At 65.7% G+C, this 23,751-nt stretch carries 19 protein-coding genes, 1 tRNA gene and 3 pseudogenes; 11 read left to right on the forward strand and 12 right to left on the reverse strand.

The window, feature by feature from the left end; all coding sequences use genetic code 11:
- The first annotated feature begins 75 nt into the window (after positions 1–75).
- On the forward strand, positions 76–528 hold the full coding sequence (locus E3O22_RS04385) for a GNAT family N-acetyltransferase (RefSeq protein ID WP_134395350.1): 453 nt from the start codon (positions 76–78) through the stop codon (positions 526–528).
- Positions 529–543: 15 nt separating this feature from the next.
- Here E3O22_RS04385 and E3O22_RS04390 read toward each other — a convergent pair whose 3' ends face one another.
- Complete coding sequence (locus tag E3O22_RS04390; protein WP_134395351.1) at positions 544–1,338, reverse strand: SGNH/GDSL hydrolase family protein; 795 nt, start codon at positions 1,336–1,338, stop codon at positions 544–546.
- 90 nt (positions 1,339–1,428) lie between these two features.
- Between E3O22_RS04390 and E3O22_RS04395 the strand changes: the two genes are divergently transcribed.
- Both E3O22_RS04395 and E3O22_RS04400 read left to right on the forward strand, forming a co-directional pair.
- A complete protein-coding gene (locus E3O22_RS04395; RefSeq protein WP_134395352.1) occupies positions 1,429–1,788 on the forward strand; it encodes a MerR family transcriptional regulator in 360 nt (119 codons plus the stop codon).
- Positions 1,789–1,839: 51 nt separating this feature from the next.
- On the forward strand, positions 1,840–3,459 hold the full coding sequence (locus E3O22_RS04400) for a peptide chain release factor 3 (protein ID WP_134395353.1): 1,620 nt from the start codon (positions 1,840–1,842) through the stop codon (positions 3,457–3,459).
- An 80-nt stretch (positions 3,460–3,539) separates the two neighbouring features.
- Here the strand turns inward: E3O22_RS04400 and E3O22_RS04405 are convergent, their stop codons facing one another.
- The gene (locus tag E3O22_RS04405; protein WP_198410566.1) at positions 3,540–5,228 is read right to left on the reverse strand and encodes a ribonuclease J; all 1,689 of its coding nucleotides are present in this window, start codon (positions 5,226–5,228) and stop codon (positions 3,540–3,542) included.
- A gap of 49 nt (positions 5,229–5,277) precedes the next feature.
- Positions 5,278–5,787 (reverse strand): hypothetical protein, encoded by a 510-nt coding sequence (locus E3O22_RS04410; protein ID WP_134395354.1) that lies wholly within the window; start codon positions 5,785–5,787, stop codon positions 5,278–5,280.
- Positions 5,788–6,129: 342 nt separating this feature from the next.
- On the opposite strand from E3O22_RS04410, the gene E3O22_RS04415 reads away from it, so the two are divergent.
- Positions 6,130–7,308, forward strand: coding sequence for an MFS transporter (locus E3O22_RS04415; protein WP_134395355.1), 1,179 nt, complete (start codon positions 6,130–6,132; stop codon positions 7,306–7,308).
- Here the strand turns inward: E3O22_RS04415 and E3O22_RS04420 are convergent, their stop codons facing one another.
- Positions 7,309–7,698, reverse strand: coding sequence for a MerR family transcriptional regulator (locus E3O22_RS04420; RefSeq protein WP_134395356.1), 390 nt, complete (start codon positions 7,696–7,698; stop codon positions 7,309–7,311). It lies immediately after the preceding gene.
- Positions 7,699–7,890: 192 nt separating this feature from the next.
- Between E3O22_RS04420 and E3O22_RS04425 the strand changes: the two genes are divergently transcribed.
- Positions 7,891–9,411, forward strand: coding sequence for a SulP family inorganic anion transporter (locus E3O22_RS04425; RefSeq protein WP_134395357.1), 1,521 nt, complete (start codon positions 7,891–7,893; stop codon positions 9,409–9,411).
- Positions 9,412–9,480: 69 nt separating this feature from the next.
- Here the strand turns inward: E3O22_RS04425 and E3O22_RS15825 are convergent, their stop codons facing one another.
- Positions 9,481–9,657 carry a hypothetical protein gene (locus E3O22_RS15825; protein WP_166784553.1) on the reverse strand — a complete coding sequence of 59 codons (177 nt, stop codon included), beginning with the start codon at positions 9,655–9,657 and terminating at the stop codon, positions 9,481–9,483.
- 276 nt (positions 9,658–9,933) lie between these two features.
- Complete coding sequence (locus E3O22_RS04430) at positions 9,934–10,650, reverse strand: HAD-IA family hydrolase (RefSeq protein WP_134395358.1); 717 nt, start codon at positions 10,648–10,650, stop codon at positions 9,934–9,936.
- Between the two features lie 321 nt (positions 10,651–10,971).
- On the opposite strand from E3O22_RS04430, the pseudogene E3O22_RS16245 reads away from it, so the two are divergent.
- From E3O22_RS16245 to E3O22_RS04455, 4 genes and pseudogenes are all read left to right on the forward strand, one after another.
- Positions 10,972–13,422: pseudogene (locus E3O22_RS16245) on the forward strand (PHP domain-containing protein); the annotation flags it as partial.
- 574 nt (positions 13,423–13,996) lie between these two features.
- Positions 13,997–14,257 (forward strand): annotated as a pseudogene (locus E3O22_RS04445) (transposase); the annotation flags it as partial.
- A 187-nt stretch (positions 14,258–14,444) separates the two neighbouring features.
- A complete protein-coding gene (locus tag E3O22_RS04450) occupies positions 14,445–15,224 on the forward strand; it encodes an alpha/beta fold hydrolase (RefSeq protein ID WP_241976513.1) in 780 nt (259 codons plus the stop codon).
- A 433-nt stretch (positions 15,225–15,657) separates the two neighbouring features.
- Positions 15,658–15,981, forward strand: a pseudogene (locus E3O22_RS04455) (transposase); the annotation flags it as partial.
- 201 nt (positions 15,982–16,182) lie between these two features.
- Here the strand turns inward: E3O22_RS04455 and E3O22_RS04460 are convergent.
- From E3O22_RS04460 to E3O22_RS04475, 4 genes are all read right to left on the reverse strand, one after another.
- Entirely contained in the window at positions 16,183–16,623 is a 441-nt protein-coding gene (locus E3O22_RS04460) for a hypothetical protein (RefSeq protein WP_134395360.1), read from the reverse strand.
- The gene (locus tag E3O22_RS04465; protein WP_134395361.1) at positions 16,623–17,048 is read right to left on the reverse strand and encodes a hypothetical protein; all 426 of its coding nucleotides are present in this window, start codon (positions 17,046–17,048) and stop codon (positions 16,623–16,625) included. The genes E3O22_RS04460 and E3O22_RS04465 overlap by 1 nt, the downstream gene beginning before the upstream one ends.
- 731 nt (positions 17,049–17,779) lie before the next feature.
- Positions 17,780–17,968, reverse strand: coding sequence for a hypothetical protein (locus tag E3O22_RS04470; RefSeq protein ID WP_134395362.1), 189 nt, complete (start codon positions 17,966–17,968; stop codon positions 17,780–17,782).
- A 923-nt stretch (positions 17,969–18,891) separates the two neighbouring features.
- Positions 18,892–18,981, reverse strand: a tRNA-Ser gene (locus tag E3O22_RS04475).
- 130 nt (positions 18,982–19,111) lie between these two features.
- Here E3O22_RS04475 and E3O22_RS04480 point away from each other — a divergent pair.
- Both E3O22_RS04480 and radA read left to right on the forward strand, forming a co-directional pair.
- The gene (locus E3O22_RS04480; protein ID WP_241976514.1) at positions 19,112–20,053 is read left to right on the forward strand and encodes an SGNH/GDSL hydrolase family protein; all 942 of its coding nucleotides are present in this window, start codon (positions 19,112–19,114) and stop codon (positions 20,051–20,053) included.
- A 9-nt stretch (positions 20,054–20,062) separates the two neighbouring features.
- Positions 20,063–21,427, forward strand: a complete 1,365-nt coding sequence (radA, locus tag E3O22_RS04485) for a DNA repair protein RadA (protein ID WP_134395363.1) — start codon at positions 20,063–20,065, stop codon at positions 21,425–21,427.
- Positions 21,428–21,548: 121 nt separating this feature from the next.
- On the opposite strand, the gene E3O22_RS04490 is transcribed toward radA, so the two are convergent.
- On the reverse strand, positions 21,549–23,141 hold the full coding sequence (locus E3O22_RS04490) for a diguanylate cyclase (RefSeq protein ID WP_134395364.1): 1,593 nt from the start codon (positions 23,139–23,141) through the stop codon (positions 21,549–21,551).
- 159 nt (positions 23,142–23,300) lie between these two features.
- Positions 23,301–23,726 carry a dehydrogenase gene (locus tag E3O22_RS04495; RefSeq protein WP_233191481.1) on the reverse strand — a complete coding sequence of 142 codons (426 nt, stop codon included), beginning with the start codon at positions 23,724–23,726 and terminating at the stop codon, positions 23,301–23,303.
- Positions 23,727–23,751: the final 25 nt, after the last annotated feature.

Below are 23,751 nucleotides of genomic sequence, written 5' to 3' on the forward strand. Positions count from 1 at the left end.
CATCGATGCGACCGCCGTTGTTCCACCAGCGAACGAAGACCAGAGAACGAAGACCAGAAAGGCTAATCGACTCGTATGACTGAACTGCGATTGGAAATACTGTCCGCCAGCAACGTAGTTGCGGCCAACAACCTGAGTATGAAGCCGGGCCAGGAGCAATTCATCACCCCCGTTTCATATTCGGTGGCAGCCGCGGCGACAAATCCGGCCGTTTCCTGGCAACGAGTGGTGCTGCACGGTGACCAAGTTGTCGGATTCATCCACGGCAACTTCGACCCCGACGCCGAAGAGGAAGAATTTCGGGCGTGCCTCTGGCGCATAAGCGTGCGCGCGGATGCCCAGGGGCAGGGCGTTGGGACGTTTGCCGTCGCCGCCCTCGCCGACGAAGCCCGCAGCCGAGGACTCGATCGCGTCACCGTGATCTGGGAACCCGGGGCGGCCGGGCCGGAGGCCTTCTTCCACCGTGTCGGTTTCACCGACGTCGGGCAGACCCGCTACAGCGAGGTCATCGGGGCGCTCGAGCTCTAGAGGCGACCGCCACGCTCAGGCCCGAGGCCCGTTCAGGGTCAGGGCAGTGGGCCGTTTGGGGAGCAGCTTGTCGCCCGAGGACTGCCGCCTGGCCCGTCGAAACAGCCACGGCGCCAGATAGGTGCGCGCCCAGACGAGATCATCGGTGCGGGCGTTTCGCCAGGTTCCGTCCGCCATCGGTTCGGGGTCATGGGCTTGGAGTGCATTCGTGACATTGAGCGCCGAGAGCACGTTTCGGGCCACCGCGTGATGGCCGAGGGCATTCAAGTGCAGCCGGTCGGCTGCCCACATGCGGGGATCCTGAATCTCGGTCAGGGCCCACAGGTCGGCGACAACGCACTCCTGTCTGACCGCGATGGCGCGCAAATTCTCGTTGTAGATGGCGATCCTGCCGCGAACACCGCGAAATACCGGGGAGAAACCGAGGTCAGGACCGGTGAAAAGAACGATCGTCGCGTTGTCCCGCTTGAGCCGTTCGATGGCGGCCTCGCACCGGACCGCGACCTCATCCGGGTCGCTGCGCGGCCGGATGACGTCATTCCCACCGGCCGAAATCGTGATCAGGTCCGGGCGCAATGAGAGCACCGGCTCGATCTGCTCGTCGACGATCTGCCGGAGCACCTTCCCGCGAACGGCGAGATTCGCGTAGGCGAAGTCGCCTGTGCCGGCGGTGAGCACTTCCGCGATGCGGTCGGCCCAGCCCCGGTACCCGCCCGGGCTGGCCGGTTCCGGATCGCCGATGCCCTCCGTGAAAGAATCGCCCAGAGCCACGTAACGCGACCACGGATGTTGCTTGGTTCCACTATTCATAGTCCTCAGATCTTTGCCTCAACCACAAACACTACTCTTACGTTAGAGTAGATATGTGCGGTTCTTTCTGCACGAAAAGAGGTGGCTGTCATGCTTATCGGTGAATTCGCCGACCGGACCGGACTCTCTCAACGCACGGTCCGGCACTATGACGAGATCAAAGTGCTTCAGGCATCCGGGCGTAGCGAGTGCGGCTACCGTTTCTACGCTCCCGCAGACCTGGACCGGGCCCGTGTCATCCGTGCCATGCGAGCACTCTCGCTAAGCACAACTGAGATCCGGAACGTCCTGGCGACACTGGACCGCATCGATTCCGCCTCCTATGCTCCAACACCGGCCGATCGACGGGAGCTGGAGGTCATGCTGGCCGACGCCGAATGCCGGGAGCACGCTCTGCGTCAGCGGATCGGCGTGGCAAGCGATTTCGTGGAGATGCTCAGCGGCCTCTGACTCCCCCAGCAACAGGTGCCGTGTCACCGTCCCTTCCCGAGGAAAGAAGCAATGATCCATCCCCCAGAGGTGTCCAACCTCGACGTTCTATCCGAGGCCCTCCGCCGTCGCACGTTCGCGGTGATCTCCCATCCCGACGCCGGCAAGTCCACCCTCACGGAGGCGCTTCTCTTGCACGCCCACGCGATCGATAAGGCAGGTGCGGTGCATGGCAAGGCCGGCCGACGAGGAACAGTGTCCGACTGGATGGCCATGGAGCAGGCCCGCGGAATCTCCGTCACCTCGGCCGCGATCCAGTTCCACCATCGCGACACCGTGATCAACCTGGTCGACACCCCTGGCCACGCGGACTTCTCCGAGGACACGTTCCGGGTGCTCTCCGCCGTCGATGCCGCCGTCATGCTTGTCGACGCCAGCAAAGGCCTCGAGGTACAGACGATGAAACTCTTCGACGTGTGCCGGCAGCGCGGCCTGCCCGTCATCACCGTCATCAACAAGTGGGACCGCCCCGGCGAAGACGCCCTCGCCCTGATGGACGAGATCCGGGCCCGCACCGGCCTAGTACCCACGCCACTCACCTGGCCGGTGGGCATCTCGGGAGATTTCCGCGGGGTACTCGATCGCCGGTCCGGCGACTACGTGCGGTACACCCGCACGCCCGGTGGCGCCACGACCGCGGTCGAAGACCGCTTCAGCCCGGCCGACGCCGAAACCGAAGAAGGAGACGCCTGGGTGACAGCGTCCGAGGAATCCAGCCTGCTCCGAGTCGAGGGCCAGGACCATGACGAGGCCCGATTCCTTGCCGGGGAAACCACACCCGTCCTGTTCTGTGCGGCCGTGCTGAACTTCGGCGTGCAGCAGCTTTTGGAAACTCTGGTCGAATCCGCCCCACCGGCCGAAGCGCGAGCCGATATCGCCGGCCGCCGCCGCCCCGTCAACGCCGCCTTCTCCGGATTCGTGTTCAAGGTCCAATCCGGGATGAACGCCGCACATCGCGACCACGTCGCATTCGTCCGCGTCTGCTCCGGAGTCTTCCACCGCGGGATGGTCGTCACCCACGCCGCCAGCGGACGGCCGTTCGCCACCAAGTACGCCCAGCAGATGTTCGGTCAGGAACGCAAAACGGCCGACGAAGCCTGGCCCGGCGACGTGGTCGGCCTGATCAATGCGGCATCCCTGCGCGTCGGAGACTCCCTCTACGACCAGGACCCGGTCGAATTTCCGCCCATGCCCCTGTTCGCACCCGAGCATTTCCGGGTGGCACACCCGGCAGACAGCAGCAAACACAAACAGTTTCGGCGCGGCATCGACCAGCTCGACCACGAGGGCGTCATCCAGGTCATGCGTTCAGAACTGCGCGGTGACCAGGCACCGGTGCTCGGCGCGGTCGGACCGATGCAGTTCGAAGTCGTCGAGGAACGCATGACACACGACTTCAGCGCCGCCATCCGTCTGGAAGCCCTGCCCTACCAGCTCGCCCGGCGCACCGACCGGGAGAGCGCCGAGATCCTCGGGCACGACCGCCAGGTCGAAGTGCTGCTGCGCTCCGACGGCACCCTCCTGGCCCTGTTCAGCACTCCGTGGCGGCTGCGCAACACCGTCAGGGACCACCCCGAGCTGACACTCGAGGATCTCGCCACGGGCAGCACCGCGGTTCCCACCGACTACTAGGCCCGCTCCTCACCGGGGTACAGAGATGGGCGGCCGCAATACGCGGCCGCCCATTCGACGTGCTGGTGACGCCTCGCCGGTTAGGCGTCCACGACGACCGAGGTGATAACCGGGATGCGGCGGTACTTACGCTGCATCCACCGGGTCACGCTCTGCGTGAAGATGTCCTCGAGTTCGGACCCGGTGACGGTCTTGACCTTGTTCGCGGCGGCGAGGGCGTCGTCGATCGACTTGGTCGCACCTCGAATCCACTCGTCATCCTGCACGAAGCCGCGCGCGATGAACTCCACCGGCTCGACGAGCAGGCCCGTGCGGGTGTCCAGGATGCCGAGGATCGTCAGGGCGCCGTCTTCGGAGAGCTGGACCCGGTCGGCGAGGGCCTCATCCGACCCTTCACCGCCCACGGTCATCCCGTGCACGAAGACGAGGTCGGCCGCGACTCGGCCGGTGACCTTGGCGACGCCGTCGACGAGGTCGACGACCACGCCGTCTTCCACGACCAGGACCTGTTCCTCGTCGACACCGGTACGGATAGCGAGGTTCGCGTTGGCGGTGAGGTGACGCCATTCGCCGTGCACGGGCATGACGTTCTTGGGCTTGACGATGTTGTAGCAGTATGTGAGCTCGCCGGCCGACGCGTGGCCGGAGACGTGCACCTTGGCGTTGCCCTTGTGCACGACGTTGGCACCCCAGCGGGTGAGCCCGTTGATGACCCGGTAGATCGAGTTCTCGTTGCCGGGGATCAGCGAGCTGGCCAGCAGCACGGTGTCACCCTCCCCGATCTTGATGGTGTGCTCACGGTTGGCCATGCGCGCCAGTGCGGCCATCGGTTCACCCTGCGAACCGGTGCAGATAAGCACGACCTTATTGTCCTTCATCCGTTCCAGGGCCTTGGCGTCCACGAGCAGTCCCTGCGGGATGTCGAGGAAGCCGAGCTTCGCGGCGATGCCCATGTTGCGCACCATCGACCGGCCGACGAAGGCCACCTTGCGATCGTGACGGGCGGCAGCGTCGATGACCTGCTGAATGCGGTGCACGTGGCTGGCGAAACTGGAGACGATGATGCGGCGCGGCGCCGTGCGGAACACGGCGTCGATGGCCGGGCGGATGTCGCCCTCGGTGGTGGTGAATCCGGGCACGTCGGCGTTCGTCGAGTCAACCAGGAACAGGTCGACGCCCTCGGTGCCGAGCCGGGCGAAGCCGGGCAGGTCGGTGAGACGGTGATCGAGCGGGAACTGGTCCATCTTGAAGTCACCGGTGTGCAACACCAGGCCGGCCTCGGTGCGGATCGCGATGGCAAGCCCGTCAGGGATGGAGTGGTTCACGGCGAGGAACTCGAGGTCGAACGGGCCGGCCTTGCGGCGCTGCCCTTCCTTGACCTCGATCAGGCGCGGCGTGATGCGGTGCTCTTCGAGCTTGGCGCTGATGAAAGCCAGGGTCAGTTCCGACCCGATGATCGGGATGTCCTTGCGCTCACGCAGCAGGTACGGGACCCCGCCGATGTGGTCTTCGTGGCCGTGGGTGAGAACGATCGCCTCGATGTCCTGCAGCCGGTCCTGGATGGAGGAGAAGTCGGGCAGGATCACGTTGATGCCGGGCTGGTTCTCCTCGGGGAAGAGCACGCCGCAGTCCACGATCAGGAGCTTGCCCTGGTGTTCGAAGACGGTCATGTTGCGGCCGATCTCGCCCAGGCCTCCGAGCGGCGTCACGCGGAGGCCGCGCTTGGGCAGAGGCGGCGGGGTGGACAGGTCAAGCTGATGCTTGGTCAAAGTAACTCATTTCTTGGTGCGAGGCCGGTCGCATACCAGCGTGCCGGTCTCAGTGTTCAGGCTTGTCGTTGCCTACGGATACGGGGATAAAAGGGTCTGGGAGGAAGTCCGCCACATTGCTCGCGATGAGCTCGGTCTCGGGAACGGTCAATCGATCGATGAAACCGAACGCGAGTTGCTGCGTTGCCGATGCGGCAACACTGGTTTCAAGGCTGAACGGTGAGGTCATCCAGAGGGACAGGGCTCGCTGCGAATCATTGGCGGCAACAGCACCCGTGAAGTCATCGACGAAGGTCGGTCGCGGCTTCCCGAACGAGCCGGTGTCCACTGGAGCCTCGGACTGGGTACACGTCACGGCGATGTAGTACCGCGCGACCGTATAGACGAAAAGGAAGGCCGGGCCACCCGAGCTGCCCTCCCGCGCTTTCTCATCCATGGCTCTCATTTCAAAGACCCATTCCTCGCGCTCGGCGTGCCGAGCCAGGAGCAGAGCGATTTTGGTGAGCATGAAGTCCTGGATCAGGTGCTGATCGGTGCGGGCCAGCGGATGAACGAACATGAATTGCTCCTCTCCAGAGCGCGAGTGGCAAGATGCCCCCACCCGTCAACCCTACCGTGACGTAAGGGATGAGTACCTCCCTCGGTTGCGGCCCGGAGCGAACACCAAGTCGCACCCTCCTCTTACGTGAGAGTAAGGTAGACAGATCGTATGTGGCAAAACGCTCCCGTGCGTTCCCCTCCCGTGAAAGGTCTCGTGTCGTCTCCCGCAGCACCCCCCAGTACCGAAGCCTCGCACCCGTCGAGACTCAGCGACAGTGCATCAGCGGGCCGGTCCCGCTCTCGCCGGCCGGTTCCGTGGACCTGGGTGGGCCTGGTGGGCGCGGCCGGATTGATCTCGGTCATGACGGCACCGGGCCAAACAGCCGGATTGTCGGTATTCACCGATCCGCTCATCGCCGAGCTGGGGGTGTCTCGCACCGACATCTCCGTCAGCTACCTGATCGGAACGCTCCTGGGCGCGAGCGCCCAACCCGTGGTCGGCCGGGCCCTGGACCGGTGGGGTGCACGTCCAGTCACGATCAGCCTCGGAGCCGCCTTCGCCCTAATCCTGTTCTCGCTCAGCTTCGTCGGTGAGATCGGTGGCCTCACCGCCGGGTTCGTGGGCGTGCGGATGGTCGGACAGGGGGCTCTGACCCTCGCCACCACGACCGCAGTCGCCCGCGCCATCCACCATCGACGGGGCCTCGCCCTGGGACTGACCAGCGCGATCGGTTCAGCCGGAATCTCCCTGGCCCCGATCGGTCTGGAACGACTCATCGCCGTGGTCGGCATCCACAACGCCTGGCGGTGGGAAGCGGCTGCGGTGGCCGTAATCGTGATTCCACTTGCCTTCGCATTCCCTCGCCGCAGCCGCCGCACTGTGCCAACGGGGCTAACAGGGTCAACAGTGCAAACGGGGCCAACAGTGCCGTCAACGGCCCAGATCACCATTCAGGGTGTCTCCTGGACGCTGCCGGAGGCCATCCGGACCGGCATGTTCTGGCTCCTCGCGGCCAGCCTGGCCACCTCGGGCATGCTCACCACCGGACTCGCCTTCCACCAGATCGCCCTGCTGGGCGAGCAGGGGCTCAGCCCGCTGGAAGCCGCGGCGAACTTCCTCCCCCAGACGATCACAGGCATCCTGGCAACCGTGCTCACGGGCAGCCTCGTCGACCGGGTCAACCCGAAACTGATCATGGTGTTCGCAATGAGCACGCTGACCGCGGCCCTCCTGATGCTGCCGCTGGTCGGCTCCGGTTGGACCGCCGTCGTCTACGGCCTGGTGCTGGGTGCGGCCGGCGGCAGCCTCCGAGGCATGGAAGCGGCCTCCTACGTTCGCTTCTACGGCACCCTGCACATCGGCAGCATCCGTGGTGTGGCCATGTCGATCAGCCTGGCTTCGACGGCGTTCGGGCCGGTGGCATTCTCACTGGGATTCGATGCGACCGGAGGGTTCACCATACCGGCGATGGTGCTGGCGCTGATTCCGATCAGCGTGGCCGTCCTGGCGCTCTTCGTGAGGCCGCCACGGCACGCCTGACTACTGGCGACGCAGCAGGTCCAGGAACTCGTCCGCCATCTTCAGCTGGTCGCGCAGCTTCTCGCGCCGCTCGACCGCGAGGCGGATGAAGTTGCTCAGCTCCGCGCGCACCTCCGGGTTGTCCGAGCCCGACTCCCCGCCCTGGAGTATGTCGATGACCTTCAGCAGTTCGATCATTTCCTCGAGCGAGAACCCGAGCGGCTTCATCCGGCGAATCAGGATCAGCCGCGACAGGTCTTCCTGCGTGTAGAGCCGGAACCCGCCTTCGGTGCGACCGGACGCCTTGAGCAGGCCGATTTCGTCGTAGTGACGAATCGTGCGCAACGACAATCCGGTCTTCTCGGCCAGCTCGCCGATGTGCATCGTTCCGGTCGCTGTATCCGCGGTCATCTGGGATCCTTTCGTTGATCAGCTAACACCCAACCCTAACGTTAGAGTAGTGTTGCGAGTGTTGGCTGACACTACGGTGTGAGCCCACCCTCCATTGTCGTCTGTGACAATGTCGACCTGCGCATCGAGGCGCCCCTCCCCCGTTCTTTTTCCATCCCGGTTTCTCATTGAGACCCTCTCACCGGAGGCCCCATGGCCCTGCTCCAAAAAACCCCCACGCCCAACCGCTACCAGGCCGAACCGACGGTGATGACCGCGCTCCGCACGCCGCGCATCCTCACCCGTGAAGTACTCGCCGGCCTCGTCGTGGCGATGGCACTCATCCCCGAAGCCATCGCCTTCTCGATCATCGCCGGTGTCGACCCGCGCGTCGGCCTGTTCTCGTCGTTCGTCATGGCCGTGTCTATATCGTTCCTCGGCGGTCGGCCCGCGATGATTACTGCAGCGACTGGCGCGATCGCGCTTGTCATCGCCCCGGTGGCCCGCGACTACGGCCTGGACTATTTCATCGCCACCGTCATACTCGCCGGCGTCTTCCAGGTCATCCTGGCCGTGATCGGCGTGGCCAAGATCATGCGGTTCATCCCGCGCAGCGTCATGGTCGGCTTCGTCAACGCCCTCGCCATCCTCATCTTCACGGCCCAACTGCCGCAGCTGCTCAATGTGCCGTTCATGGTCTACCCGCTCGTCGCGGTCGGCATCCTCATCATGATCGTGATGCCTCGCCTCACCAAGGTCATCCCCGCACCGCTCGTGTCGATCGTCGTGCTGACCATCGCCACCGTCGTGATCGCGATCAACGTGCCCACCATCGGCGACCAGGGCGACCTGCCCGACAGTCTGCCCCAGCTGTTCCTCCCCAACGTGCCACTGACCTGGGAGACTTTCACGATCATCGCCCCGTTCGCCCTCGGCATGGCGCTGGTCGGCATCCTCGAGTCGCTGATGGCCGCGAAGATCGTCGACGAAGTCACCGACACCCACTCGCACAAGACCCGCGAAGCCTGGGGCCAGGGAGTTGCGAACATGCTCTCCGGCTTCTTCGGCGGCATGGGCGGCTGCGCCATGATCGGCCAGACCATGATCAACGTGAAGGCCTCCGGCGCCCGCACCCGCATCTCCACCTTCCTCGCCGGAATCTTCCTCCTGGTCCTGGTCCTCGGGCTCGGCGACCTGCTCGCGGTCGTGCCGATGGCCGCCCTGGTATCGGTCATGATCATCGTGGCCTACCTCACCTTCGACTGGCACAGCATCCGCTGGAGCACCCTCAAGCGCATGCCCAAGAGCGAAACGGCCGTCATGGTCTCGACCGTGATCGTGATCGTGCTCACCCATAACCTGGCCATCGGCGTCATCGTGGGGGTCATCGTCGCCATGGTGGCCTTCGCCCGCCGCGTCGCCCACTTCGTGAACGTGGAGCGCACCCTCCCCGAAGACGAACCCGTCCCCACCGCCTGCTACACCGTCACCGGGGCCCTGTTCTTCGCCTCCAGCAACGACCTCACCACGCAGTTCGAGTACGCGGACGACCCCGACCGCATCGTGATCGATGTGTCGAACTCGCACATCTGGGATGCCTCCACCGTCGCCGCGCTCGACGCGATCACCAACAAATACGAGCGCCACGGCAAGCGCGTCGTCATCGTGGGCATGAACGAAGCCAGCTCGACAATGCACACCCGCCTCGCGGGGAACCTCGGCGGCGGCCACTGAGCCCCGACACAAACAAAGACGAGTGGCCCCGCCAATTGGCGGGGCCACTCGTCTTTTTCCCTGTGAGCTCTAAGCCCGGATCGGCGACACTCTCGGCGCATCCGAGATGAAGCGGCCGACACGGGACCGCGGCTCGGCGTGGCTGACATAGCCGGTGGCCTCGGCGGCCTGAGGGGACGTCAAGGTGACGTAGCCCCCGATCCCGTCGATGCGAGTGGTTGTTGATACGTAGGAATTTGAGTTCACTGTGCTCCTTGCAAAGTTGCAGACCCGCTCAGCGCGTCGGCGATCGTGGATCGCTCGAGAGCGCGCGAATGAGCCTTCTTGATAATTGTCAGGTTGTTGGCCTCTGACGAATACCAACCAACCCGATCCGCCAACTCTACCGTAACGTAAGTGTTAAGTCTTGCGAGCGATCACTTGTTGATCGCTTGGAGCCATGGGACGGCTGCCAGTAACCAGGGCCCGCGGGCCTATTTCTGTACTCGCGTGGGTGCGGTCCCCACCATTCCCACCCCGGGACTACTCGGGGAGCAGCTCGAACATGACGCCGGTATTCAGAACCCTGATCCGCAGGCGTTTGAGGCTAGGAACCACGAGGTCAGCGTCAAGCTGGTCCGCCGTATACGTTCCGACAACACCGATCGTCAGGCATCCGGCAGCACGACCTGCTTCGAGGCCGGTGGGGGCGTCTTCGACCACGACGCACCGGCGCGGATCCGCACCCAGTCGAGCAGCCGCCGCCAGGAACGGCTCGGGGAACGGCTTGCCGCGCGGCGTGTCATCCATGGTCACGACGGTCGCCGGCACGGGGAAGCCTGCGGACTCAAGCCGGGCGAGGCACAGCGCACGGGAGCAGGAGGTGACGATGGCCCGGCGGTCCTCGGGCAGGGACTGCATGAGCTCCGCCGCCCCAGGGAGGACTACGACGCCCTCGAGGTCGCCGAGCTCAAGCTCGAGGACCCGCGCGATGGACCACTCGATTTTGTCCTCTGGGACGTGGCGGGCGACCATCTGCCGGGCTGGCACACCGTGCTCAACGCCGGTGAACGAGGGGCCGAGGCCCGCTTCTGCGCCCCAACGCATCCAGGACCGATTCGCAGCCCGCGTCGAGTCGACCAGGGTGCCGTCCATATCGAAGAGAACCGCGTCGAAAACCCGGCCGAGGAAAACGTGTCCCAGGGTGCTCTCGATGGCGGCATCCGCGGTGCCTACGGCGGTGACGAGTCCTTGTGTCATGTTGTGTTTCCTTCCGTGAAGCCGCGACTGCCAGCTTCGGTACTTCCCCAATTCTCCCTCGTCTCCGGCCTCAGCAAGCTGGTCGTCGACAGTAGATCAACGATGGCGGCGGGATCGAGCTTTAGCGAGACTGCGATGAAGTGTTTCTCTTAAGCCGCGACGACTAGTTGTAACTCCCAGAGATCTTGTGAGTGTCAGAGCCCAGACCTACACTCCCCATATCGAATAAACGTTCGATAGCAGGGGTTGGAGGTACGAATGCGGCAGAGCTTCCCGCACCTCCACGTTGCCTCCGCATAGTCCCCGCATTACGGCGTCACCATGCCCGACGCCCTCGTCGACCAGGCCGCGGCCGCCGGCGCTGACTTCCTCGCCCTCACCGACCGCGACGGACTGTACGGGGCTGTCAAACACGTGCGGGCAAGCGCGGCCGCCGGGATCCGGGCGGGCCTCGGCGCGGACCTGGCCGTCCACGATGATGAGCACCGGCCGCTCGGCCGGGTGACCCTGCTTGCCCACGGCGCGGATGGCCGCGGGTACGCCGCACTCTGCCGGGCCGTGAGTTCCGCGCACGAGGCCGGCCGGGTGCCGAGCATCGACCGGCGCCGGCTCGCCACCTGGGCGGAGGGACGCACCCTGACCGTGCTCCTCGGGCCGCTCTCGGATGTGGGGCTCGCGGTAGAACGCCGGGACAGTGCCGAGTCGGTCGCTGGGTTGCGCGCGTGGCTCCGCGTTATGCCGATCGGCACGGTCACCCTCGAAGTCGTCTGCCACCTCACCCCGCTCGCCCAACTCGAGGAACCGCAGGCGAACGGGCAAGCCTGGCTGAAAGACGCACAGCACATGCGCCAGGTCGCCCGCATGGTTGTCGACGCCGGCGCCCGGAACCCCGACGCCCTCGACCAACTCCTGCAGGCGACCCTCGAGCTGGCGGACCGGTGCGCCCTGGACCCGGCCGCAGATATCGGACTCGGCACGCCGAGGATGCCGGAAGCCTCGATCATCGGCGTCGTTGGTGACCCGGTCGCTGAGTTGTGGCGGCGTGCCCGGCATGGCATCGACGACCGCTACGCCGGCACCACCCTCGCCCGTGCCGCGCACCTGGAGCTCGCGCATGAGATGGAGACGGTCGAGCACCTCGGGTTCGCCGCGTACTTCTTGACCGTGGCCCGGGTCGCCGACCTGATCCGGGGCATGGGCGTCCGGGTGCAAGCCCGGGGTTCCGGGGTCGGCTCGGTCTTGAACTACGCGCTCCGCACCTCCTCGGTCGAACCGATCGAAAACGGTCTCATCTGGGAGCGGTTCCTCTCCCCCGAACGCCAGACCCTCCCCGACATCGATATTGACGTCGAATCCGCACGGCGTCACGACATCTACCGGGAAGTGTTCCAGGTCTTCGGCGCCGACCGGGTGTCACTGATGTCCATGACCAACGCCTACCGGGGACGGGGCGCCGTCCGCGATGCCGGCCTTGCGCTCGGCATGCCGGAGGACCAGGTCGCGGCGATCGCGAAGCAGATGTGGCGGTTCAACGCCCGCGACTTCCGCCGGGCCCTCGAGGAGAAACCCGAGCTTGCGGAACTCGCCGCGCAGGTGCGCGAGTCGCAGCAGCTGGACCAGCTGGTGGACCTGACCGCGAAGCTCGACCGGCTCCCCCGCCACATCAGCGTGCACCCGTGCGGCGTTATCCTCTCCGACACGTCTCTCTTGGACCGGACGCCCGTGCAACGCTCCGGGATGGGGCTTCCGATGTCCCAGTACGACAAACACGACATGGACCCGATGGGTCTGATCAAGCTCGACATCCTCGGCGTCCGGATGCAATCGGCGATGGCTTACGCGATCGAGGAGCACCGGCGACTCACCGGGGAGACCATCGATCTGGACCGGGTCCCCCTCGACGACGAACCCACCTACGAGATGCTCCGCACCACCCGCACCCTCGGCGTCCTCCAACTCGAGTCCCCCGGACAGATGGAGCTGATCGGGAAGCTGCAACCGGAAGTGTTCAACGACCTGACCGTGGAGATCAGCCTGTTCCGCCCCGGCCCCATGCAGGCGAACATGCCCCTGCAGTATCTGAAGGCGCGGCACGGGGAAGTTGCACCCGACCACATGCATCCGCGGTTCAAACCGTTCCTGGCCGAAACCAACGGTGTTGTTGTCTTCCACGAGCAGGTGATGCGTCTGTTCGACGAGCTAACCGGCTGCGGGATGGGCAAAGCCGATGTGTTCCGCCGGCACCTCGGAAAATCCGGCGACCTCGCCGAGATCGAAGCGTACGTGCGCAAGCAGGCGGCCACCCGCGGGTTCCCGGCGCCCGTCGTCGACCGGGCCTGGAAGGTGCTGTCCGGGTTCGGCAGTTTCGGGTTCGCCAAGGCACACGGGGCCGCGTTCGCCCGGACCACGTACGAGAGCGCCTGGTTGAAAACGCACCACCCGGCCACGTTCTTCGCCGGGCTCCTCACCCACGACCCCGGCATGTGGCCCAAGGACCTGATCATTGCCGAAGCCCGCAACCTTGGTGTCACCGTCCTCGGCCTCGACGTCCAGAAGTCCGCACTGGACTACCGGGTGGAGCAGCTGGGCGACGGGCAGCTCGCTATCCGCCTCGCCCTGCCCGAACTCGCCGGCTCCAGTGCGCTCGAGCGGCAGCGGATCGCCGAGCATCAACCGTTCTCGTCCCTGCAGGACTTCCGGGACCGGGTGCGGCCGCGCCGGCGCACGTTCGAAGCCCTGGCCCGGGTCGGCGCCCTCGACTCGTTCATCGGCTACGACCGCGCCCGCCGCGGCGACCTCCTCGCCCACATCCAGAGCCTCGGCGGCAAGGCCCTACCCGTCGGCCCCGACCAGCTCGCCTTCGATATCGAACTGCCACTGCCCGACTTCTACCGGTCTGTTACCGCCCTCGATCTCCGCGGCCGCACCCAAACAGACGTGGAACTTCGAGACCTCGGCCTCGCCGTCAGCCAGCACCAAATGACCCGGTTCTACCCCCTCTTCAAGGAACTCGGGGTCACTCCCGCGTCGGAGCTCGTGAACCTGCCCGGCGGCACTGAAGTCCTCGTCGCCGGGGTCCGCCGGGCCACGCACACTCCCCCGATGCGTAGCGGCAAACGTGTCGTCTTTCTCTCACTGGACGACGGCAGCGGGCCGGTATCCAACGTGGTGTTCTTCCACGACGCGCAAGCTCAGATCGGGGCACCCGTGTTCCGTACCCACCACGCGCTGATCCGCGGCCGAACCCGGCGCACCGGCGCCCGCGGAGTGTCAGTGACCGGCGAGCCACTCGACACACCAGCACCGCACGAGCCGGCTCAACGACGTCGTGCGTCTGGCGGAGAAGCTCATCGAATCGGTCAGCCACGGCGTCCCGGCCGCCCTCACCGAGCTCGTCACCCTCGGACGCACCCTCAAGAAACGAGCCGCAGACGTCTTGGCGCACTTCGACCGGCCCGGCACCTCCAACGGGCCCACCGAGGCGATCCAATGCCGCCTCGAACACCTCCGCGGATCAGCCCTGAGATTCCGCAACCTCGCCAACTATGTCGCCCGCTCACTCCTGGAAACCGGAGGATTCAGGCTCCAACTACACCCTCAATTATGAAGAGCCGGTTACATCCTGGAATTCCGGGACCCCGACAACGTGGCGCTGGAACTCTTCGCCCCTGCCTGAGGCGTGTTCGACCTGAGATGTGTTTGATCCAAGACATGTTGGATGCGCTGCCTAACGGCGTATCGCTGTGCCGTCGGGCCTCTGGCCAGATATGTTGCACTGCCCCTACAGTGAAGTCATGTTGCACTCAACTCGGCAAGGCTCCGGTAAGCCACTCCTGCTGATCCATGGGGTCGGTTCCAGTATTGGCAACTGGAACCCGGTAATCCCGGCGCTGGCCGCTGAACGTGATGTCATCGCCGTCGACCTCCCCGGTTGCGGCGAATCCGCGCCGCTGACCGGCGAAACCACCATTGCCACGCTGACCGATTCCGTCGAAGCCTTTATCCGCGACGCGGAACTGGGTGACCTTGATCTGGTAGGCAGCTCCATGGGCGCCCGGATGGTAATGGAAATGGCACGCCGCGGGCACGCTGGCACCACGGTCGCACTGGACCCTGGTGGATTCTGGAATGACCGCCAGGCAGCGATCTTTGGTGCAAGCATCAAGGCATCCGTCGCACTGGTGCGCCGCATCCAACCGGCGCTCCCCTTCCTCACGGGCAACCCTGTGGGTCGCACGGCCCTGATGGCACAGTTCTCCGCCCACCCCTGGAAGCTGCCACAGGATCTGGTCCTGCACGAGCTTCGCGGGTTCAAGACATCGACCAGCCTGGACCCGGCTCTCAACGCGCTGATTCACGGACCCCGCCAGGAAGGCGCACCGGCCGGTTCACTCAAGGGCAAAGTGGTCATTGGATGGGGGCGGAAGGACAAGGTCACCGTTCCCAGTGAGGCGGCGCGGGCCACGGAGCTGTTCCCGGATGCAACGCTGCACTGGTTCGAAAACTGCGGTCACTTCCCGCACTGGGACCAACCAACGGAAGCGGCGCGCCTGATTCTCGATAGCACCGGCTGAGCTGCGGCTGAGCGCCCGGGCGGAGCCACCTACGGCTGAGTTGGCTTCAGAAAGGTGGAACCGGCGACGGCTGGGGATGATGCCCCGGTCTCGGGAGGTATCGACGTCGCCGGTTCCGAATTGGGGAACCGGCTTCACCTGGACCGTGACCGCTAGGGCGTGTCTCCCAATGATGGGCTGTTCATCGGCAGGATGGAGGAGTTGGCGAGTAGCGCTTGGTGGTAGCGGTAGTCCGGCGAGTTGGTGTGTTATCTCGTGACTTCGTGGACACACGATGTCATGAGATCGTGTGTCCACGATGCGTTGAGACAGGACACACGAAGCCATGAGACCCAGCGTCCGCGAAGTGATGAGATTTAGTGTCCACGAAGTCACGAGATAACACACCAGGTGCCTGGACTAGCGCTACCAACTCGGGCTACTCGCCAGAGGAGTGAGCCCTCGTTACGCCGTGTTGTCGGATGCCCAGTGGAAGCAGATTGCCCCGTTGATGCCTGAATCGGCGGGGAAGTTGGGCCGTCCGTTCAAGGATCACCGTCTTATGACGGAGGGGATCATCTACCGGTATCGGGCCGGCATCCAGTGGCGGGATCTGCCGCCGCACTTCGGGCCGTGGCAGACGGTCTGGAAACGCCACCGCCGCTACAGTGCCGACGGGACCTGGGACAAGGCCCTTGCTTCGCTGCTGGCCCGGGCGGACGCCGCCGGGCTGATCAATTGGGAGGTGTCGGTGGATTCCACGGTCAACCGCGCCCACTAGCATGGCACCAACCTTCCCCGCGGGCGAGGCTCTTCTTGAAGGCCTCGAACCGCACCTGCTCTAGGTTGCTCACTTGGCCCCGCAACCGTTCCGCGACGACCTCCCTGTCGGTGACGAACGCCTCGACGCTCATATCGCCTCCGATCCCGGACCGAAGCCTGCGAAGCTCGCCGATCGTGGCTGTCAGGGCCCGCCTCATCATCGCCTGGAAATCCCACAGCGTCTGGTCACCGTCGGACCGGGCAGTTTCGTGATGTCCCACGTATAGACCTGGCCGGGGCCGGTAGCGACAAGTTCCGGGATCGCGCGGGCCGGGTGGCGGGCCAACCGGCGGCGTTCCTTGACCTGCTGGTTCTCGGCCAACACCCGGTGGATCGTGGAGATCGACGCCAAATACACGCCCTCGTCGAGCAGCTGCGCGTAGATCTGGATCGGCGGCAAATCCACGAACCGGGCCGAGTTCACCACCGCCAGAATCCGGGCCCGCTCGAGGACATCGAGCCGATTCGCCGGCACCACCACCTGCCGGGCGGCCCGGGTGCGGGGCGTCCGGGTCGCGGTCGCCCGAGGCAACCCGACCCGGGCGGCGGCCGTCCGGGTCGGAACGCCGCGGCCCGTGAGATCGCGGTAGGTGGTCATCACGGTTTCGTGTGCGGTGTTTCGTCCCGCGAGCTCTTCGAAAGATTTTCGAGTAGCTCGTGCATTTTTGACATGATCTCCAACGCCACCCCCGTCGTTTCCAACCTCCGTTCCGTCAACTCAAGTTGGCGGCGGAGCCGGGCGATCTCGGCCTGCTCGGGCGTGAGCCGGCCGATCTTCTCCCCAGGTTTCTTGCCCTGCAGCACCCCGGCATCGCGCAGTTTTCGCCACTCCGTGATCTGTGAGGAATAGATCCCCTGCTCCCGCAAATACGCGCCGCCCCCGTTGCGGGAGATGGCGTCCTCGTAGGCGGCGAGGTGGTCAAGTTTCTGCTTCGGCGTGAACGAACGCCGGGGCGTGGGGCCGCCCGCGCGCGGGCCGGGACTGCTGTTGTTCATGGAACTATCGTCGCGCACGGCGATCAACGATGGGCTGGACATGGTGGGACTTCCTGATTCTCGCCCTACGTCAAACGGCGGACTTGCTCCGAGCTACTGGCCTCAACTCACCCTGACACGTAGGGATGCGCCCCCCGGAATTTCGTCGTCGCATTGCGCCTCGGAAAGCTCGCCTAGGAGGCCGGACAACTCATCGAGTTCCGGGATGGTGAGCTTGCGGAGCTGCTCAGGCGTAGGGCGGGATCCGAGAGCGTTTTCGAGGACGTCGAGAGCTGTGAGCAGCTCGCCTGGACCTGCAAGTGCCACCACAATCTCCCATCCCAGATACCCCAATACTGACAGGTCGCCGTCTCGTCCGAGCCCGTATTCCAGTCGAACGGCGCACCGGTCGCTCCCCGCACGTATGCAAATCGCTGACCTGTCACGGAGCTTTCCGGCCCGCCCGTTTGGACCCTGAGACCCGAGGTTGAGAGCTGTCAACGAATAAGAAATTGACCCCATCTTGACGGTTTCCGATGTAACCACCTGACGTCCAGCTGAGGTGTACCCAGATTGGCATAAGGATCACCCACCCTGAGCTTCAATCCCGGTAGCGCTCCGCTGGCAACGTTTGATTCTGGCAACGAGTCTTGAGCACATCAGAACCGGGAAATTCGCGGAGGCCCGTCTCTGGTGACTCGGGCAGCAAACCGGCAATGACCAAGCAAACAACTAGCTGGGAATCATCCTTCAAATCGATCGACGCCGGCGCTTATGCATCACAGATTCCAATTCTCCGGGCTCGACTTTGCGTAGTCGTCGATGCCGATCGCGGCGAAGTGCTTCTTGGCGGACTTGATCTTCGATTCGTGGTCGAGACCGCCGAGCGAGGACAAGTATGGCGCGCCTGGCGCCGCACTCCCGGGGGAGCTGTGCTGGAGACGGGCGGCGCGGAGCACCGAAGCCATTACTACGTTCAAAGGGACACACTGGCGACAGGTTGGCCAGGCAGGTCACCGGAGTGGGTGGACGCTGCGCGCGAGGAGTGGCCTCCAGATTGGAACAAGAACGACGGCACTCGCCTCTGATTGTGCGACTAAGTTCCGGTGGCTCCGGCTCCCTGCTTTAGGAGCAGTTGGATAGCACTTCATGCGTTCAGACGTGGCGGTCGTCGTGCGTTGGGCGCGAGCCCGCCGGAAAAGCACCGGCGATGTTCCGCTTTTGAAAAATCGAAAACCCATCGAATCAACCTTAACCTCCGCGGATTTACGCGGATCTCGGGTGGACGGACCGCGTGTGCCGTTTGTACCGCCGGATCACTAAACCTAGCGACTCTGCTCGCACCCACGATAAGTATGTGTACAGATGTGCACTCTCCTCTCAACTCCCTTGAATCTGTGCGCGCCCGGGGGGTCCTAAACTTGAGTTGTCGTCGCGAGAATGTGTACGACCGTTGAAGCTGGATAGGCCCGTTCCCCTTGTCTCGTATGGGGCGTTCCGCTTCCAGACAGGTACATGTCCCGGCGAGGGTGAATGTGTATGAGTGTGCATTTCGGAGACATCGGCCACACAGCTGATTCCCAGACATGTCGGGCGTGTCGAGGCCGCGTAGCTCCATGCGCTCACTAACAGCGCACCCCCTCGCCGTGATCGATGCGAGGACATTGAAACGGCTGCTCTCCAGCCGCCACAGCGCACCATGAAGATGGTCGCCAGGAAGGTGCGGGCTCCCCGGCAGTCGCGTGGGTCACCACACTCCGCGCGCCTCAACTCACACTTGCTCACACCCGCTCCCAAATGTTCCGTTACCGCTGCGTTACCGCTGGGTCATTCCGGACAAGAAAAAACCCCCTGCTTCCCAATGAAACACTGGGCTGCAGGGGGTTTTCTGTGGCGGTACCGGTGGGATTTGAACCCACGGTGGAGTCTCCCCCACACAACTTTTCGAGAGTTGCACCTTCGGCCGCTCGGACACGGTACCGAGGGAGAGTTTAGTTGAAATCGGGGGCCTTGCGCGAATCGCGGCGGCGGACATCCGTGTCTGAACGGCCCCGAACGACCCTGAACGACCTGAACGACGAGAACCCAGCACGAAGCGGTATTCTCACCGGGTGATCACCGCGAACCACAGGCTCCGTTCCCTTGCCCTCACTGCCGGAACCCTGGCCACAGCGGCCGGCCTCGGCGCCGCCGCCGTGATCAATTACCGGGGCTTCCAGCGTCGCATCGCCGAGAGCTCGGTGATTCTCAATGAGACCCTGCCGGTGCACTCTCTCTGGTGGCGCGCCCGCGCGAAAGACAAGGGCGAGCTGATCTACGCCGTCATCGGAGACAGTGCTGCGCAGGGGATCGGGGCGAGTTCCCCGCACCGCGGCTATGTCGGAATCCTGACCGACCACATCCGTCTCTCCACCGGCCGCTCGGTGCGCGTGGTGAACCTGAGCGTGTCGGGGGCCACGGTCGAACTGGCTGTGCGCGACCAGCTGCCCACGTTCGTGAAGCTCACCCCGGACATCGTCACGGTCGCGATCGGCGCCAACGACATCGCCCTCTGGGACGCCGCCGTCTTCGAGGCCGGCATCCGGCAGGTCTTCGCGGCGCTGCCCCCGCACGCCCTGGTCGCCGACCTACCCTGCTTCCACCTGCCCCGCAACGAACGGATGGTCGCCGTCGCCAACCGCATCATCCGCCAGGTGGCCGCGGAGCACCAGCTACGCGTGGTGCCGCTCCACGCCACGACGAAGCGGCTCGGGCTGCGCAGCGTCGCCACGCATGTCGCGGGCGACCTGTTCCACCCCAATAACCGCGGCTACCGGGCCTGGGCCGAGGCGTTCGTTCCGGCGCTGAGCGCTCATCTGGTGCGGGACATCCGGCCTGCCGCCCTAGCCGGGCCGGATGCCCCCAACGCGGCTGTCGACCTGCCCTCATCCGCACACGCGCCTGCCGGCCTGCCCTCGACCGTGTCGGTCGGCCTGCCCTCCCCCGCGCCGGATCCCACGTCGACTCCGGTGGCGAACACTTCGGAATCGGGTGGTGTCAGCGGCCCGAGCTAGGCTCGCAGAATGGCCAGACCCGTTTCCTCCTTCCGTTGCACCGAGTGTGGCTGGACCACCCTGAAGTGGGCAGGCCGCTGCGGCGAATGCCAGCAGTGGGGCACCGTGGTGGACACCACCGAGAAGGCGAGCCTGGCCCGCGCGCTCAAGCCGGCCAGCGTCACCGGCGCGGGCGTCGCCCGCCCGATCACCCACGTCGACACCACGGCCGTCTCGCACTGGCCTACCGGCATCGCCGAGTTCGACCGGGTGCTGGGCGGCGGCATCGTGCCGGGCTCGGTCATCCTGCTCAGCGGCGAGCCCGGCGTCGGCAAGTCGACACTGCTTCTCGAGGTGGCCTCCAAGGCAGCGGCCGCCAAATCCCGCGTGCTCTACGTCAGCGCCGAGGAATCGGTCAGCCAGGTGCGGTTGCGGGCCGAGCGCACCGGGGCGCTGCAACCCGAGCTGTACATCGCCGCCGAGACCGACCTGGCCACCATCCTCGGCCAGATCGACGCCGTTCAGCCCAACCTCGTCATCGTCGACTCGGTGCAGACGGTGGCCAGCTCGCTCTCCGACGGCCTTGCGGGCATGCCCAGCCAGGTGAGGGAGGTGGCCTCCACTCTGATCCGGGTGGCCAAAGACCGCAACCTGCCCATCCTGCTCGTCGGGCACGTCACCAAAGACGGCTCGATCGCCGGGCCCCGCCTGCTCGAACACCTCGTCGACGTGGTGTGCCAGTTCGAGGGTGACCGGCAGAGCGCGCTGCGCTTCGTGCGGGCGCTCAAGAACCGGTTCGGCTCGACCGACGAGGTGGGCTGCTTCGAGATGACCGGCGACGGCATCGCCGAGGTGCCCGACCCGAGCGCGCTGTTCCTCAGCCGCGGCTCCACCCCCGTGTCCGGCACCTGCGTCACGGTGGCGCTCGAGGGCCGCCGGGCGATGCCGGTCGAAGTGCAGGCTCTGGTGATCAAGACCCAGGCTCCGAACCCCCGCCGCGTCACCAACGGGGTGGACTCTTCACGGGTGGCGATGCTCCTCGCTGTGCTCGAGCGCCGGGCGAGCCTGTCGGGGCTGGGCAGCATGGATGTCTACGTGTCGACCGTAGGCGGCATCCGTCTCACCGAACCGGCCGCCGACCTCGCCATCGCCCTCGCCATCGCATCCGCGTTCAAGGACAAGCCGATCGCTCAGGGGGCCGTGGCGTTCGGCGAGATCAGCCTCGCCGGCGAGGTGCGACCGGTGTCGGCGGCCAAGCTGCGCGCAGCCGAGGCTGCCCGGCTCGGCTTCACCATCCGCCTCGATGCCGAGGCCGGCGCGATCGGCACCGCGGTCGCCGCGGCCATCGCGACCGGCCAGTCCGCACGGGACGCCGAGCTCGACCGCGCGTTCTAGACGGGAGCATCCGGCGCGGGCCGCCACGGATGTCCCGGGCGAGCGGCAGGTTCGGGTCACCGGGGTCTCGCCGAGCTCGAGCGCCCGGCGCTCGACCCCCGCAAAGCCCGACCCACCGCGGTCATCGGGCCGCGAGCAGTTCCGCCTCCGGGGTCGACGTGGAGACGATGGCGGCGTGAACGACCCGGTTGCGACCGTCACGTTTGGCCACGTACAGGCGCACATCGGCGGCGCGCAGCAGGTCCGAGCTCTGCTGGCCGTCGGCAGGCGCCAGGGCAATCCCGAGACTCGCGGTCACCGGCAGGGCGCCGGTGATCGGCGACCAGTCGTGATCAGCGATCGAGCGGCAGACCGCCTCGAAACGCCGGTACGCCTCGATGGCGTCGATGCCTGGCATGATCAGCAGGAATTCCTCGCCGCCCAGGCGTGCGGCGATGCCGTCGGCCGCGGATGCCGCCGCAGCGATCAGGATGCTGCCCACCTCGCGCAGCACAGTGTCGCCGACCTCGTGCGACAGCGTGTCATTGATGCGCTTGAAGTGATCGAGGTCGACCATGGCGATGGCCACGCTCGGCCCACCCTCGCGCAGACGCATCAGCGCGGCGCTGAGATGTTCATCGACGAACCGGCGGTTGTGCAGCCCGGTGAGCGGATCGCGCTCAGCCAACTCTCGATACCGCTCGCTCTCTCGGCGGGACTCGGCGGTCTGGAACATGGCATCGAGAATGCGCCCGCGCGACTCGTTCTCGCTCGCACCGAGCGCCTCGGACTGTTCGTGGAAGTGCCGGTACGCCTCGAACGCGGCGCGGAAGGCGCCGTTGGCCGCATGGATCTCGGCCTGCTCCCTGGCCGCTTCCGTCGACCAGCGGGTGAGCCCGAACCGCTGGGACAGCTCGCGGCACCGGTCGAGGACGGTCTGCGCCCGGGCCAGCTTGCCCTGCGTGCGATAGATCTCGGCCAGCGTGACCAGAGCCACTGCGGACCCGTCGGGATGCAGGTCGCCCACGGCCGGGTCCATCGCCGGCAGCAGCTTCGCTTCCGCCTCGTCCAGCCTCCCCGCCGTCAGGTAGACGCGCGCGACCGTGTCGAGGGCGTACATGCCGATCTGCCGGTCGCCCACCTCGGACAGGCCGATCAGCTGTTCCACTGCCGCGAGGGCCTCAACCTGATTGTGGGCCAGGTACTCGGTGTAGGCGAGATTGTTCAGGATGTTGTAGCGGATGATGGTCTCGGGGTCATCGATCACGAGGCGGAGGGCATCGTCGTAGCGGCGGCGCGCCTCGTCCAGGGACCCGGCCGAGCCCAGCGCGTCGGCCAGGCACTTGCGGGCGGCTGCACGCATGAGTGGAACCTCCGACTCCTCGAGCAGGTCGTTCGCGGCGACGGCGTGTTCCAAGGCCAGGGCGCGGTCGCCCACCATCTCGAACACGGAACCGAGCACGTCGTGACAGCGCGACTGAAGGGCGAGCTCGCCGTGCTGCTCCGCCCAGCTCAGAATCTGTTGCACGTCAACGGCGCTCTGACTCGGGTCGCCGCGACGGATGCGCACGGCCGCGACGACAACCTGCAGCCGTCGCGCGGTCGCTCCGTGCTCCCCGTCGCCGAACTCGGCGAGCCAGGCCTCGGCGTCCTGGAGGGCGATATTGCGGTCGATCCAGTACTGTCGCTCGATGCCCGCGAGGCGGGCATCGGTCGGATCCTGTTCGGTCCCCACTACTCTGACCTGCTCCCTGACAGGCTGAATGCTGACCGTGAAAAGTCCGTCGGATTCCGCTTCGGGAGCGGGCCGAACACTGTCTAGCGCCAGCCTAGCGCGGGCCGGCTACGCGGCCGGGGCTCTGGGGACCCCCAGCCTGAGGGGGTCAGTCGGGCGCTACCGGCCGGGTTCGCTCGTGCCGGTTTCTTCCTCGCCGGGCAGCGGGCCGAGGGCGCGCATCAGGTCCGCCGGTGCGGCCTGCATGACATGGGGACCGGCGACGTCGAAGAACACCATCTCGAGCACCTGCTGGTGCACGGTGAGGAATTCGCGAAGCCACTGTGCATCGCCGACCATGATCTGCGGATCGATCTCGTCGGGAACCATGCGGGCGTAGTTCTCGGCGGAGGAGAAGAGCAGCAGCATCCGTCGGTCGGTGCCTTCACGGCCGAAGACCCGCACCTGTTCCGCCTGCCCGTTGACGACCAGCTGCGGCACGATCATCACGTCGTTGCGCAGGGCATAGGCCACGGCGACCACATCCTGGGCGGCCAGAGCGGCAGCGAGGGCAGGGGAATGCGTCGGTGGAGTAGCGTCAGTCACGGCTTCCATTCAACCAGTTGGCGCG

Source organism: Cryobacterium sp. TMT2-18-2, assembly GCF_004402245.1.
GTDB classification, from domain to species: domain Bacteria; phylum Actinomycetota; class Actinomycetes; order Actinomycetales; family Microbacteriaceae; genus Cryobacterium; species Cryobacterium sandaracinum.

Coding starts and splice junctions, on each gene's coding strand:
- E3O22_RS04425 (WP_134395357.1), top strand. CDS start 7,891: ATGGCCCTGCTCCAAAAAACCCCCACGCCCAACCGCTACCAGGCCGAA.
- E3O22_RS04410 (WP_134395354.1), bottom strand. CDS start 5,787: ATGTTCGTTCATCCGCTGGCCCGCACCGATCAGCACCTGATCCAGGAC.
- E3O22_RS04450 (WP_241976513.1), top strand. CDS start 14,445: ATGTTGCACTCAACTCGGCAAGGCTCCGGTAAGCCACTCCTGCTGATC.
- E3O22_RS04390 (WP_134395351.1), bottom strand. CDS start 1,338: ATGAATAGTGGAACCAAGCAACATCCGTGGTCGCGTTACGTGGCTCTG.
- E3O22_RS04470 (WP_134395362.1), bottom strand. CDS start 17,968: ATGGCTTCGGTGCTCCGCGCCGCCCGTCTCCAGCACAGCTCCCCCGGG.
- E3O22_RS04400 (WP_134395353.1), top strand. CDS start 1,840: ATGATCCATCCCCCAGAGGTGTCCAACCTCGACGTTCTATCCGAGGCC.
- radA (WP_134395363.1), top strand. CDS start 20,063: ATGGCCAGACCCGTTTCCTCCTTCCGTTGCACCGAGTGTGGCTGGACC.
- E3O22_RS04415 (WP_134395355.1), top strand. CDS start 6,130: ATGACGGCACCGGGCCAAACAGCCGGATTGTCGGTATTCACCGATCCG.
- E3O22_RS04420 (WP_134395356.1), bottom strand. CDS start 7,698: ATGACCGCGGATACAGCGACCGGAACGATGCACATCGGCGAGCTGGCC.
- E3O22_RS04460 (WP_134395360.1), bottom strand. CDS start 16,623: ATGACCACCTACCGCGATCTCACGGGCCGCGGCGTTCCGACCCGGACG.
- E3O22_RS04395 (WP_134395352.1), top strand. CDS start 1,429: ATGCTTATCGGTGAATTCGCCGACCGGACCGGACTCTCTCAACGCACG.
- E3O22_RS04430 (WP_134395358.1), bottom strand. CDS start 10,650: ATGACACAAGGACTCGTCACCGCCGTAGGCACCGCGGATGCCGCCATC.
- E3O22_RS04385 (WP_134395350.1), top strand. CDS start 76: ATGACTGAACTGCGATTGGAAATACTGTCCGCCAGCAACGTAGTTGCG.